Here is a 13,265-nt window from a genome sequence, read left to right on the forward strand (position 1 = left end):
GGACGGCGGGGGCCAGCTATCCGAACTTGCCCGTGATGTAATCCTCGACGCGCTGGTTGTCCGGGTTCTCGAAGATCTTGTCCGTGTTGCCGAACTCGACGAGCTGGCCGCCGGTGAGGAAGACGGCCGTCTTGTCGGAGATGCGGGCCGCCTGCTGCATGTTGTGGGTGACGATGACGACGGTGTAGTCCTCGGAGAGGTCGGAAATGAGGTCCTCGACCTTCGAGGTCGCGACGGGGTCGAGCGCGGAGGCCGGCTCGTCCATCAGGACGACTTCCGGGTCCGCCGCGATGGCCCGCGCGATGCAGAGCCGCTGTTGCTGGCCGCCGGAGAGGTCCAGCCCCGAGGAGTCGAGCTGGTCTTTCACCTCGTCCCACAGCGCCGCGTTCCGGAGCGCTTCCTCGACGCGCGCGTCCATGTCGCCCTCGAAGCCCTGGATCTTCAGCCCGTAGGCGACGTTGTCGTAGATCGACTTCGGGAACGGGTTCGGCTTCTGGAACACCATCCCGATCCGCCGCCGCAGGGCGACGGGGTCGACGTCGTCGTCGTAGACGTTCTTCCCGCGGAAGTAGAGATCGCCGCCGACCTCCGCGGCGTTGACCATGTCGTTCATCCGGTTGATACATCGCAGGAACGTCGACTTCCCGCAGCCGGACGGACCGATGATCGCGGTCACCTCCTGCTCGGGGATGCTGAAGTTGACCGGCTGGAGCGCCTGGAGGTCGCCGTAGTGGACCGTCAGGTCGTCCGCGCGGATCACCGTCTCGCTTTCCGGGATCCCCTGGATCGACGGGTCGACCGACGCTTCCGTCTCCGGCGACGTCGTGTCGCCCGTCGGCGCCGTCGTCTCGGTTTCCGCTGTCTGTTCGTCGGCGTCTACGGTGTAGCTATCACTCATGGTCGAAAGGAAGGCCACGGCTGAGAGTGGTCGGGAGATCGGCGTCGTCGGTTCGGCGCCGTGCGGCCGTACGGGAGAGATCGTCGCGCTCGGGGTCGCGGACGGTCGCCCCGAGCGCCGACGGTGTCCGGGCCGTCGGGGACACGGTCGAGCGTGGAAAGGAGGCGGCGCCGTTCATCCGGTTGATCCTGTGCGACGCCTCCCTAAATACGCTTCTATAATGACTATATAGTTCTATATTTTCCCGGGAATTGATCCAGCGTCACTCGCTCAACAGCCACCCAACCCGGGTATAAGGCCCGTTCTCGGGTGCCAGGGCGGCTACTGCTTTCGGACTGGAGATATATACTCGAACAGGTTTATCAATCGAGCGGCCCGTACCCGGACGTATGGAGACACGGAAGGTCCAGGTGACGGGCGGCTCGACGTACACGGTGTCGATCCCGAAGTCCTGGGCGACCGAGAACGACGTCAACGCGGGCACGGAGGTCGCGTTCCATCCGGAGGGAGACTCGCTGTTCCTCACCCCGGTGTCGGAGGAGGAGCGGACGGAGGGGACGCTCGACATCGGCGACCTGGAAGGCCAGGAGCTCACGCGCGCGGTGATGACGATGTACGTCAGCGGGTTCGACGTCATCGCGCTCGAGAGCGGTCGCGTCACGAACGACCAGCGCCGGACGATCCGCGAGGCGACCCAGAGCCTCGTCGGCCTGGAGGTGCTGGAGGAGACGCGGGACCGGGTGGTCGTCCGCGACCTGCTCGACTCCTCGGAGCTGTCGATCCACAACGCCGTCACGCGCATGCGGCTCATCTCGGAGTCGATGCTCGACGACGCGCTGACCGCGCTTCGGACCGAGGATGACGAGCTCGCCCGCGACGTGATCCAGCGCGACGACGACCTCGACCGGCTCTGGATGGTCGTCTCCCGCATCTTCCGGTCGACGCTCCGGACGCCGACCGCGGCCGACGAACTCGGGCTCTCGCGGGAGGTCTGCTTCGACTACCACTCCAGCGCCCGCCAGCTCGAGCGCATCGGGGACCACGCGACGAAGATCGCGCACCTCACGCTCAACATCGAGGAGCCGCTCCCCGAGGACGTCACCGACGCGATCGACGAGCTGCACGAGGACGCCGTCGACGTGATCGACGCCGCGACGGACGCCCTCTTCGAGGAGGATCGGGACCTCGCAAAGGAGTCGGCCAATAACGCTCGTGAGCAGGTGTCCGAGATCGACGACCGCGTGCGCCGGATCGACGAGCTGCTCCGCGAACTCGACCCGACGCGGGCCCAGCTGCTCGGGCTCGTCGTCGACTCGGTCCTGCGGAGCGCCGACTACGGCGGCAACATCGCCGAGACGGCGCTGCAGAAGGCCGCGCCGACGCCGTAGTCGCTATCGATCCTTCGTCGCTCGTCGCCGTCGGCGTCGCCCGTCGCCGTCGGCGTCGCCTTCGCCCGCCATCGCTCGCTGGCGGGTCTCCGCCGAGGTGAGTCGTGGACCCGGACTTTTAAGCGCTATCGCGCGGATGTCTTCGTATGGTCACGCTGCTCGAACTGGTCCTGACGGTCGCCACGGTGCTGTTCGCGATCGTCGGCGTCGCTGGGGTTATCGGACTGTCGAACAACTACGAGGGCGTCATGGACACCCGGGACAAGGCGGTCGCCGGACTCGGCGTGGTGTTCATCGCGCTGATGTCGTACGGCGTCCTGTTCTAGGGTTCCGGCGGCGGGAGGCTTTTTTGTCGGCGTTGCAACCGAGTAGTATGGAGGAGATCACTCTGGCAGTGCCGCGTGGCGTCGTCGAGTCGCTTCCCGAGGACGACGACGCGGCGGAGAAGGACATCCGACAGGCAGTGACTGGACTCGAATCCCGCGTCAACGAGCGGATCGAGGCTGCCGACGACGCGAGCGAGGCTGCGTCGGGGATCCTCGACGTCATCGAGCACCTGGAAACGCGGATGGAGCGTTACGACGAGTTCGTCCCGGAGCTCCGCGCGTGGGGGCAATCGCCCATCTACGCCATCGCCTGGCGCAACCTGTACGCGGAACTCATCGCGCAGCTGTACGAACACGAGTGGCTCGCCGACGAGCTCGACCGCGAACGCAACTACCGCGTCGTCGAGGACGGGATCCGGTTCGGCGGCAACTAGGCTCGGTCTGGCGTCCGTCGTCCGTCCGGGCGGAATCGTCGCCGGCGAGGTTTTCTCGTCGACGTCGGCGACGTTGCTCGTTGACGCTAGCGACGGGCGTGTTCGGCGTCACCGTCGTCCAGCCGGCTTGTCTTTAAGATGCTCCCGCCCAAGGGGAGAGTATGCAGCTGGAACTGCGGTTCTTCGCTACTTTCCGCGAGGCCGTCGGTCAGAAGACGCTCGAGTACGAGGTGGCCGACGACGCCACGATCTTCGATCTCCTGGACGAACTGGAGTCGAAGTACGACGGGCTCGCGGGCAACCTCCTGCAGGACGGGGAGCTGGCGCCCCAGATTAACGTTCTCAAGAACGGCCGGGAGGTGTTACACATGGACGGCGTGGAGACGGAACTGGCGGCGGGCGACACGGTGGCGATCTTCCCGCCCGTCGCGGGCGGCGGTGGGGAAGTCGAATCCGGCGACGAGTCCGAGCGCGGCGACGAGTCCGAAGCTGACGACGACGAGGCGGCCGATTCCGGAACCAGCGCGCCGGGCGCGGAACTCTCGCCGGAGGACGTGTCGCCGCCGGTCACGCGCTCGTACCGTGGGATCTCCCGGCGGCTGGCCGCTCACTACCTGCAGAACCTCGACGGGACCCTCGTCGGCACCGACGACCCGGCCGAGGCGACGACGGTCGAGGGCGACGGCTGGACGGCGGAGCTCTCGGCCGAGTCCGTCGGCGTCGGCGGGTCGCTCTCGCTGACCGAGGTGTCGGTGACGTTCACCGGCGACCCCGAGGTGCTCGCGGAGCTGATCGAGCGCTTCTCGTTCAAGGCGATGCGCGCCGGCGGGTGATGACCGACGACAGCGAGCCGTCCGGGTCCGGAGCGGACGAGCCAGCGGACGCCGTCTCGGTCGAGGAGACCCAGCTCCCCATCGACGGCACGGCGCTGGTGAAGGCGGGCGCCGTCGCGAGCGTCCCGCTCTCCCGGCTGCCGGAGCTGCTCTATCGCGTTCAGGCCCACCTCCGTGACCGGATCGACGAGTACCGACGGTCCTACGAGCGGATCCACGCGGCCGACGAGCGCGAGGCGTTTCTCGTCGAGGACGGTCACTGGGACGACGTCGGCGACGAACTCGGCCTCGCGGAGCGGGAGGCCGACGCAGTGCGCCGGGCGCACGAAGCGCAGGTGGAACGGTTCGGGTCGAGCGAGAACCGGCGCGAGGAGGTCGAGACGGCGCTGGAGATCCGGACCGCCGTCGTCGTCGGCGTCGCGGAGGCGTAGGGGGACCCCGTTGCCCGCTTTCGGTACGTCTTTGAACGCGCTGGTCCGAGAACGTCCATGGACGAGGATCTGCGGGACGGGATCCGTGACGCGCTCCCACTACATCTCGGCATCGTCCCGTTCGCGCTCGTCGCCGGCATCGCGGCGATCGACGCCGGCCTGACGCCGGTACAGGCCCTCGGCACGTCCGTCGTCGTCTTCGCGGGCGCCTCGCAGCTGGCCGCCCTGGAGCTGATCGGCGAGAACGCCCCGCTGGTCGTGATCGTCGGCACCGCCGTCGTGATCAACCTCCGGATGCTGATGTACTCGGCGTCGATCGCGCCGTACTTCGCGAAGTACCGACAGCGAACGCGAGCGGTGCTCGCCTACCTGCTGACCGACCAGGCATACGCGCTCTCCATCGCGGAGTATCGCAACGCGGAGACGGACCGGGAGCCCTGGCGGTACTACTTTGGCATCGCCGCGAGCCTCTGGGTCGTCTGGGTCATCGGCACCGTCGCGGGCATCGGCCTCGGGGCGGGGATCCCCGACTCGTGGGGCCTCTCCTTCGCCGTGCCGCTCGTCTTCGTCGCCATCCTCGTGCCGGCGATGAAGGGCCGGCCGCAGACGGTCGCCGCGATCGTCGGCGGCGGCGTCGCGCTGCTCGCGGCCAGCCTCCCGCTCAACCTCGGCCTGCTCGCGGGCGCCGTCGCCGGCATTCTCGCGGGGACCCTCTGGGAGGCGGGACTATGACGACGGAGTACGGCCCGGTCGCGATCTGGACCGCGATCGTCGCGATCGGCGTCGCGACGTTCGCCATCCGGCTCTCCTTCATCTTCCTCTTCGGCCGGATCGACGACGTCCCGCCGAAGCTGGAGCTGGCGCTGCGATTCGTGCCGCCCGCCGTGCTGGCCGCGCTCGTCGTCCCCTCGCTGGTGACGATTCGGCCGTCGATCGGTGCGACGGTGCTCGACGAGCGATTGATCGCGGGGATCGTGGCGGGCGCCGTGGCTTGGCGCACCGAGAACGTCTTCGCGACGATCGGCGTCGGGATGGGCGTGCTGTGGATCCTGCGATTTCTGGTGTTTTGAGTTTCTTGGTGGGCCGACTTCGTGCGATTTCGTATATAAACCTACGTCGTTGATTCACACCGATTAGTGCTTATTCCGGCATTTTCGGTTGGCCTCGAAAGCTTGCCACGCGGGACCTTGAACAGGTGATGCGGTCTTGCTCTCGACAGCACCGCAAACACCCAGAAAGCCCTCGGCCGCTCGCGGAGCGACTCCCTGCGGCGCGACCGGCCGTCGCCCTTTCAGTCCGCCAGGACCGCACCGCAACAGCAACCGCGACAGCGACCGCACCGCAACCGCAACTGCACCGCATGCCGACTCTCCGGCGCACGACGCTGACCCGGTGGTCGCCACGTGCGACGCCCCGGCCACCACTCCGGGGCGGGACTGAAAGGGGCAGCCGCTGAGCGGGACGCTCTGCGAAGTAAGCACCGCAGTCCCGGCGAGCGAACGCAGTGAGCGAGCCGGGTGAGGAGCGCAGCGAGCAGCGCGGCCGCTCAGCGGCTGGGGCTTTCTGGGCATGCTGAGTGGTACAGCAAGCGACGAGAACCAACCTAACCGCGCAGAAAGGAACCGCCTCAGCAGCTGAGACTTTCGAAGCACGCTGAGTGGTGTCGCCAGCGACGATAGCCAATCCGGTTTATAAGTGAGAGTGCTCAGCGGCTGGATCATTCTACGTGTACCGAGTGGTGTCGCTGGCGACGACAACTCACCTTATTTATAAGCACAACTGCGCAACGGCTGGAGCTTTCGAGCCGTACCGAATGTCGTCGCCGGCGACGAGATCGAATGAATCCTCTCAAAAAGCGTGACCAGCGAATCTACTCAGCATTCCCGGAAACGTAGCTCATCGATCGATTATTTAAAAAGAAACGGATGATCGAAGCCGACGACACCGATCGCGCGAAGGAAGCGCGATCAGTCGTCAGCCGGAGCTGCGCCTTCGCCGCCGGTGGAGACGCCGGTACCGGGGCCGACTTCGATGTCGAGATCGTCGAGCTTCTCGTCCGGGACGACGCCGTCGACCCAGCCGCGGTGCTCGTAGTACTCCGCCTTCATCTCCTCGAGCTCACAGAGCTCGCCCTCGGAGCCGCCCTGGCCCGGGATGGCGTCCTCGTGGCCCTCGAGGAAGCGGTTCGGGAGGGTGTCGTCGGCGCCGTCGAAGCCGACGAGGTTGTTGTAGTACCGCTCGAGGTTGTAGATGCGCTCGCCGGCCTCGTACAGCTCGTCCTCGGTCACGTCGCGGCCGGTAATGCCGTTGTACTGGAGGACGTACTCCTCGATCCCCTCCGCGAAGGCGTTGAACTTGCAGATGTCGAAGGAGTCCGACACCGAGTGGAGGTCCTGGAAGGTGGCCGTCAGCTCGCCCTTCCCCTCCCACTCGTACGGGTCGACCTTCTCCGGAATGCCGAGGATCTCGGCGGCTGGCGTGTAGCCGCGCAGGTGGCACGCGCCGCGGTTCGAGGTCGCGTACGCGATGCCCATTCCCTTCATGCAGCGCGGGTCGTAGGCCGCGATCGTCTGTCCCTTGACCGAGAGCTTGTTGTCGTGCGCACCTTTCCGGTCGGCGATGCGCTCGGCGCCCTCCGCGAGGAGGTCCGCGAGGTCGCCGTCGCGGTTGGCGATGTCCTCGATGAGGTCGATCATCGTCTCGGAGTCGCCCCAGTCGAGGTCGACGTCGAGCTTGCCCTGCTCGTTCATCTCCATCGCCATCGCGATGATGTTGCCGACCTCGATCGTGTCGATGCCGAGGTCGTTGCACTTCTGGATCATCAGCGCGATCTCGTCGCGGTCGGTGTGCCCGGAGTTCGGGCCCAGCGCGTAGGCGGACTCGTACTCGTACGACTCCGTCCGCACGTTCATCTCCTGGCCCTTGTGGGTCACGTCCGTTTCGACCTCCTTCTTGCACGCGACGGGACAGGAGTGACAGGTCGGTTCGTCGACGAGGATGTTCTCGCGGACGTTCTCGCCGGAGACGCGCTCGGCGTCGACGTCGACGCCCTCCTCCTCGCTGAAGGCCCGCGTCGAGGTGTACTTCGCGTTCTTCGTCGGGAGGCCGTCCATCTCCTCCGTGATGTTCATCAGGACGTTCGTCCCGTACTGGGAGAGGCCGCCCTCGTTGGGCGCCGTCACGTCCGACTCCTGGATGGCTGTCATCGCCTGCTGGTAGCCCTCCTGGAACGTCTCGGGGTCGGCCGGCTTCGGCATCTCCGTGCCGGATTTGACGACGACCGCCTTGACGTTCTTCGAGCCCATCACGCACCCCGTGCCGCCGCGGCCGGACGCGCGGTCGTCCTCGTTGACGACGCAGGCGTACTTCACCTCGTTCTCGCCACCCTGGCCGATCGCCATCACCGAGACGTTGCGGCCGACTTTGCCGTCGATCTCCTCCTCGATCTCGTCGATAGTGTCGTGGACGCCCTGTCCCCACAGGTGCGAGGCGTCACGCAGCTCGAGGTCGCCGTCCTCGACGACGGCGTACACCGGCTCGTCGGCTTTGCCGTCGAAGAGGATCCCGTCGAGCCCGGCCCACTTCAGGCGCGCGCCGGACCAGCCGCCGTGGTGGGAGTCCGTCACGGTCCCCGTCAGCGGGGACTTCGTGACGAGCGCGATCCGGCCGCTCATGACGGTCTGTGTCCCCGTGAGCGGTCCCGTCATGAACGCGAGCCGGTTCTCGGGACCGAGCGGGTCCACGTCCGGACCCTTGTCGAACACGTACTTTACGCCGAGGCCGCGCGCGCCGATATACTTGCGCGCGTCCTCCTCGTCGATACTCCGGTAGTTCACGTCGCTGTCCCCGAGATCGACGTGTGCTACCCTGTCGCGGAAGCCACCTAGGTCAGTCATGTAATGGTCGTACATTAAGAAGGACTGCATGCTGTTAGCCCTTATCACAGAGATGTAACCAGATTAGGTTTCGTCCCACAACTGCCAAATATGTATGGGGTTATGATTATTCCACTGAGTCGCCCAGACCACGTGTGGACGGGGACGGACGCGGTCAGTCATCCCCGAGCCACGGCCGCTGTGCTCAGAGGCACACGATCCGGTCCTGCCGTCGACGCATTTCCGTTCCTCCTCTTCTCACCGTCCACACCTCCGTGCTTCTCTCCGCCCACGAACCGCCCATCCTCCCCCCATCGGTTCGTCTCTTTACGAGGGCTCCCCGGGACCGATCCGGCTATGTCGACGCGGGTGCAACTCCTCCCGATGACAGCGAGCGTGGATCGCACCCGCTTCCGGGACTGGTTACTCGCCATCGCGGTCGGCGTGGCGATCCTCGCCGCGTCGGTCGTGCGCGTTCCCGGCGAACCCTCCCCGACGCCCGGTCCCGTCGGCCTCACCGACCCGTTTCACCTCGTCGGCTACGCGGCGCTCGCGGTCGCCGTCGCACTCGCGCTCTCGAAGCAGCGGGAGCTGACGAGGGACGGCCACGTCGCGGCTGTCGCCGTCGCCGTCGCGACGCTGTTCGGCGTCGGGGTCGAGCTCGTGCAGGCCCCGATCCCCTGGCGCTCCTTCGCCGTCGCCGACGCCGCCATCAACGCGCTCGGTGCCGTCGTCGGCGTCGCGGTCCTCGGTGGCTGGCGTCGGTGGCGGCGCTGGCGTCGGTAGCGGCGCTGGCGTCGGTAGCGGCGCTGGCGACGGTAGCGACGACGGACCGACGGCCTCAGTGGCGAGGGAACGGCGATTTCCGGAGCGCCCGGGGTCGAGCGGGTCGAACGCTCCGCCCCGAGGACGACACGGCTTTACGCGCCGACCGCCACGGATCGAGTAATGAGTAAGCCGAGCCCCGACGCCTTCGAGCAGGGGCGCGGGATGGACGCACACAACGACGTGATGCGTGACATCCGTGCGGAGCGAACGGAGACGTACGACCCGCACGAGCCCACCCGCGTCTGGATCGACGAGGACAACACGCCCGACGGCGTCTACCAGTCGCTGACGATCATCCTCAACACCGGCGGGTGTCGCTGGGCCCGCGCCGGCGGCTGCACGATGTGCGGCTACGTCGCCGAATCCGTCGAGGGCGGCAGCGTGACCCACGAGGCGCTGATGGACCAGATCGAGGCCTGCCTCGAGCACGAGCGCGAGAACGCCGAGGAGAAATCCGGTCTGATCAAGATCTACACCTCCGGCTCGTTCCTCGACGAGCGCGAGGTCGCCGCGGAGAGCCGGCAGGCCATCGCCGAGACGTTCGCCGACCGCGAGCGCATCGTCGTCGAGTCCCTGCCGGACTTCGTCGAGGAGGAGCGCGTCGACGACTTCACCGACGTGGGCCTCCAGACGGACGTCGCCGTCGGCCTCGAGACCGCGACGGACCGCGTCCGCCACGACGCCGTCAACAAGTACTTCGACTTCGCGGACTTCGAGGCCGCCTGCGCCGCGGCCGAGGACGCCGGCGCCGGCGTGAAGGCGTACCTCCTGTTGAAGCCACCGTTCCTCGCGGAGCCCGAGGCGGTCGAGGACATGATCAGCTCCATTCGGCGCTGTGCCGACGTCGACGGCTGCCACACCGTCTCGATGAACCCCTGTAACGTCCAGCGGTACACGATGGTCGACGAGCTGTTCTTTGAGGGCGGCTACCGGCCGCCGTGGCTCTGGTCGGTCGCGCACATCCTCGAGGCGACGGCCGACGCCGACGCCATCGTCGTCTCCGACCCCGTGGGCCACGGCTCCGACCGCGGCGCCCACAACTGCGGCGAGTGCGACGAGGACGTCCAGACCGCGATCAAGGACTTCGACCTCCGGCAGGACCCGTCCGTCTTCGAGCAGGTCTCCTGCGAGTGCGAGCACACCTGGGAGCTCGTGATGGAAGCGGAGACGGCGTACAACATGCCGCTCGTCCGATAGCTCCTCGGCAACGCAGCGACGCGCCGCGAGACGGCACCGATTTTCCGGACAAAGGCAAGCCCCGCCACCGCCGGGTCCCCTTTTAGTATCGCGTCCCAACCGACTGCCATGACACGGGTCAGCGCCGGCGCCCGCCTCCACTTCGGGTTCGGCAACCTCAGCCTCTCCCACGAGCGCCTGTACGGCGCCCTCGGCGTCGCGCTGGCCGAACCGTGCGTCGTCGTCGAGGCGGCGCCGGCGAGCGAGGTCAGCGTCGACGTTGCTCCCGCTAGCGACGCCGATAGCGTCGCAACCGACACCGCTGCCGTCGTCGGCGACGTACGTGAGTTCGCGACGCGCGCCTGCGACCTGCTCGGCGTCGATGGCGCCGCAATCACCGTCGAGGAGTCGCTGCCGCGACACGCCGGGCTCGGTAGCGGGACCCAGCTCGCGCTGGCGACGCTGGCCGCCGTCGCCCGCTCGCACGACCGGGCGCCGGCAGTTCGGGACCGAGCTCCGGCGCTCGGTCGCGGTGGGCGGTCCGGAATCGGCGTCGCGGCGTTCGAGCGCGGCGGGTTCGTCCTCGACGCGGGTCACCCCACTGCCCGGTTCACGACGGACCGGCCCGAAACGGGAAGCTGGGAGGTGCCCGCGGTCGCCGCACGGCACCCGATCCCCGACCACTGGCGGTTTCTGCTCGTGATTCCCGACGCCGACCCGGGCCGGAGCGGCGCGGGCGAGGACGCGACGATGCGGACCGTCGTCGAGGGTGCGGACCCGGCGCTGGCCGACCGCATTGCCGGCATCGTCTCGCGTCGCGTCCTTCCGGCCGTCGCCGAGGGCCGCGCGGAGGCGTTCGGCGCGGCGGTCGCGGAGGTCGGCCGACTCAACGGGAATTGGTACACGGACGAGCAGGGCGGCGTCTTCCGCCCGCCCGTCGGCGACGTCGTCGCCGCGCTCGCCGACTCCCCCGCGGTGTTCGGCGCCGGCCAGTCCTCCTGGGGTCCAGCCGTCTACGGCGTCACCGACGCCGACCACGCCGGGGCGGCTCGGGCGGCCGGGGAGGACGCGCTCGACGCGGCGGGCGTCGGCGGCGAGGTCCGGATCGTTCGGGGGCGTAATCGCGGGGCTCGAATCGAGGAGTGACCTGTCAATCGCCCGGGAGACCGGTGCTCTCTCCGGCTTCGCCCCGGCGTAACGGATAAACTCCCGGGGGCCGGGACGTACTGTATGTCGAGTATACCGTTCGGCGTCGCCCGGCTGGATTCGATCCTGGGCGGCGGCGCTCCCCCCGGAAACGTCGTCCTCCTCACGGGAGAATCCGGGGCGGGTGCGCGGGAGTTCCTCTACACGAGCGCGGCAATGAACGGGCTGGCGACGGTCGACGAGGAGCTCTTCGACCTCTACTACGGGGACCTCGAACCGGACACGGAGGTCCCGCCGGAGATCCACTACATCTCTTTCACCGAGGAAGCGGGCGCCATCGAGCGCGAGATGGGCTGGACGATGGCCGACGAGATCGTCGACAACGCCACCGAGGCCATCCAGTTCGCGGACCTCTCGGCGTCGTACTTCCAGTTGAGCCCGATCCCGCGGGAGTGGTACCAGGGGGAGACGTCGACGCTGGGCGACCTCGGGCAACACGAGGGCCGCGACGACGTGCTCACGGCGCTCGGCGACTACCTCACGGAACACGCCGCCGGCAATCTGGTCGTCATCGACTCCATCACGGACCTGGTCGCGTCCGTCGCCGAGGACGTGGAATGGAACGACATCGCACTTCTGCTGAAGGGGCTGAAGAAGGCGGCCTACCAGTGGGGCGGACTCATCCTGGTCCACGTCAACGAGGACACGCTGACTGACACGGAGCTCGGCGCGATGATGGACGGGGCCGACGGCACCTTCCGCTTCTCGTGGGAGACCGGCGGCTCACAGCGCGCCCGGACGATGGTCGTCCGCGAGTTCCGCGGCGTCCTCTCGCAGCTGGAGGAGGAGAACATCGTCCGCTTCGAAACGGAGATCGGCGACGGGGGACTGGATATCAGCGACGTCCGGAAGATCCGATGATCTCACCTCGGCGCGCGGAAGATTACTTAAGCCTTCCCGAGAGAACTCCGTGACAGATGGTGGGGGACACGCGATGACCCAACCGGACGAGTCGGACGCGTGGCTGGACGGGGCCGCCGCGTCGGAGGGGGACCGCGAAGAGCTGCTGCGCCGGGCTATCGTCTCGCTGGCCGAGGAGGCCGACGTGGACGCGCCCGAGGCCGACACCGTCGCGGCGCTCCAGACCCGCGTCGACGACCTCGAAGGCACCGTCAACGGCCTCGAAGGCACCGTCGCCGACGTCGAGGACGAGCTGGCGACGCTGGCGGCCGACCTCGAGGAGATCACCACGTCGCTGCCGGAGGACGTCCCCGAGGGCGACCGGCCCGCGGAGGCGATGACGGACCTCCGCGGGGAGGTGGAAGCGCTCGACGACGAGGTCACGGAGCTGCGTGAGGAGTTCGACGAGAAGGTGTCCGACGTCCGCGAGCGCGTCGTGCAGGTGCTTCGCAAGGCGGAGTCGAAGGCCGCCGAGGATCACTCCCACCCGGCGCTCGCGAGCCGCCTCGACGAGCTCGACACCAGCCTGCAGTCCGTCGGTGACCGCGTCGAGGAGCTGGAGGGCGACCTCGAGACGCGGACCGAGTCGCTGGAGACGACCGTCGAGTCGCAGGCCGACCGCGTCGACGACGTTGAGGGGAAGCTCACCCGCGTCGCGAGCGCGGTCGTCGCGCTCCAGCGGCGCGTCGGCGAGCTGGAGACCGCGCAGGCGAAGCGCGATAGCGTCGAGCAGCTGACCGCGGTGGCGAACAGACACGGGATTACCGACGCCGACTGCGAGAACTGCGACCGGACGGTCCACCTCGGCCTGCTGTCGGCGCCCCGCTGTCCCCACTGTGAGAGTCACTTCGAGTCGGTGGAGCCGAAGTCCGGCTTCTTCGGAAACGCCCGAATCACCGTCGGCGAGCGCCCGGCTCTGGGCGGGGAGCACAACCCCCCGACTGAGCCGGAGGACGTCCTGGAGGAATAA

The 13,265-nt window shown here is 67.9% G+C and carries 13 protein-coding genes and 1 pseudogene; 12 read left to right on the forward strand and 2 right to left on the reverse strand.

Going from position 1 to position 13,265, the window contains the following annotated elements; all coding sequences use genetic code 11:
* Positions 1-16 precede the first annotated feature (16 nt).
* Positions 17-898 carry a phosphate ABC transporter ATP-binding protein PstB gene (gene pstB / locus ACQE3M_RS02640; protein ID WP_430503915.1) on the reverse strand — a complete coding sequence of 294 codons (882 nt, stop codon included), beginning with the start codon at positions 896-898 and terminating at the stop codon, positions 17-19.
* A 389-nt stretch (positions 899-1,287) separates the two neighbouring features.
* Here pstB and ACQE3M_RS02645 point away from each other — a divergent pair, with 389 nt between their 5' ends.
* The 7 genes and pseudogenes from ACQE3M_RS02645 (at position 1,288) to ACQE3M_RS02675 (ending at position 5,380) form a co-directional block, all read left to right on the forward strand.
* Positions 1,288-2,286, forward strand: a complete 999-nt coding sequence (locus ACQE3M_RS02645; protein WP_430503916.1) for a PhoU domain-containing protein — start codon at positions 1,288-1,290, stop codon at positions 2,284-2,286.
* Between the two features lie 146 nt (positions 2,287-2,432).
* Positions 2,433-2,612 (forward strand): hypothetical protein, encoded by a 180-nt coding sequence (locus tag ACQE3M_RS02650; protein WP_430503917.1) that lies wholly within the window; start codon positions 2,433-2,435, stop codon positions 2,610-2,612.
* 47 nt (positions 2,613-2,659) lie between these two features.
* Positions 2,660-3,046, forward strand: coding sequence for a hypothetical protein (locus tag ACQE3M_RS02655; RefSeq protein ID WP_430503918.1), 387 nt, complete (start codon positions 2,660-2,662; stop codon positions 3,044-3,046).
* A gap of 161 nt (positions 3,047-3,207) precedes the next feature.
* Positions 3,208-3,483: pseudogene (locus ACQE3M_RS02660) on the forward strand (ubiquitin-like small modifier protein 1); the annotation flags it as partial.
* 395 nt (positions 3,484-3,878) lie between these two features.
* Positions 3,879-4,310, forward strand: a complete 432-nt coding sequence (locus tag ACQE3M_RS02665; protein ID WP_430503919.1) for a DUF8048 family protein — start codon at positions 3,879-3,881, stop codon at positions 4,308-4,310.
* Positions 4,311-4,367: 57 nt separating this feature from the next.
* The gene (locus tag ACQE3M_RS02670) at positions 4,368-5,042 is read left to right on the forward strand and encodes an AzlC family ABC transporter permease (protein ID WP_430503920.1); all 675 of its coding nucleotides are present in this window, start codon (positions 4,368-4,370) and stop codon (positions 5,040-5,042) included.
* A complete protein-coding gene (locus ACQE3M_RS02675; protein WP_430503921.1) occupies positions 5,039-5,380 on the forward strand; it encodes an AzlD domain-containing protein in 342 nt (113 codons plus the stop codon). The genes ACQE3M_RS02670 and ACQE3M_RS02675 overlap by 4 nt, the downstream gene beginning before the upstream one ends.
* A gap of 897 nt (positions 5,381-6,277) precedes the next feature.
* Here ACQE3M_RS02675 and ACQE3M_RS02680 read toward each other — a convergent pair.
* Positions 6,278-8,206: an aldehyde ferredoxin oxidoreductase family protein gene (locus ACQE3M_RS02680; RefSeq protein WP_430504031.1), complete on the reverse strand. Its 1,929-nt coding sequence runs from the start codon at positions 8,204-8,206 to the stop codon at positions 6,278-6,280.
* 363 nt (positions 8,207-8,569) lie between these two features.
* On the opposite strand from ACQE3M_RS02680, the gene ACQE3M_RS02685 reads away from it, so the two are divergent.
* The 5 genes from ACQE3M_RS02685 (at position 8,570) to ACQE3M_RS02705 (ending at position 13,265) form a co-directional block, all read left to right on the forward strand.
* The gene (locus ACQE3M_RS02685; protein ID WP_430503922.1) at positions 8,570-8,971 is read left to right on the forward strand and encodes a VanZ family protein; all 402 of its coding nucleotides are present in this window, start codon (positions 8,570-8,572) and stop codon (positions 8,969-8,971) included.
* A 162-nt stretch (positions 8,972-9,133) separates the two neighbouring features.
* Positions 9,134-10,210, forward strand: a complete 1,077-nt coding sequence (locus ACQE3M_RS02690) for an archaeosine biosynthesis radical SAM protein RaSEA (RefSeq protein WP_430503923.1) — start codon at positions 9,134-9,136, stop codon at positions 10,208-10,210.
* Positions 10,211-10,318: 108 nt separating this feature from the next.
* Entirely contained in the window at positions 10,319-11,335 is a 1,017-nt protein-coding gene (locus ACQE3M_RS02695; RefSeq protein WP_430503924.1) for a beta-ribofuranosylaminobenzene 5'-phosphate synthase family protein, read from the forward strand.
* A gap of 84 nt (positions 11,336-11,419) precedes the next feature.
* Positions 11,420-12,256 carry an RAD55 family ATPase gene (locus ACQE3M_RS02700; RefSeq protein WP_430503925.1) on the forward strand — a complete coding sequence of 279 codons (837 nt, stop codon included), beginning with the start codon at positions 11,420-11,422 and terminating at the stop codon, positions 12,254-12,256.
* Between the two features lie 73 nt (positions 12,257-12,329).
* Positions 12,330-13,265, forward strand: coding sequence for a hypothetical protein (locus ACQE3M_RS02705; protein ID WP_430503926.1), 936 nt, complete (start codon positions 12,330-12,332; stop codon positions 13,263-13,265).

The organism is Halosubterraneus shenae, from assembly GCF_050510935.1.
GTDB lineage: Archaea > Halobacteriota > Halobacteria > Halobacteriales > Haloferacaceae > JBDGPU01.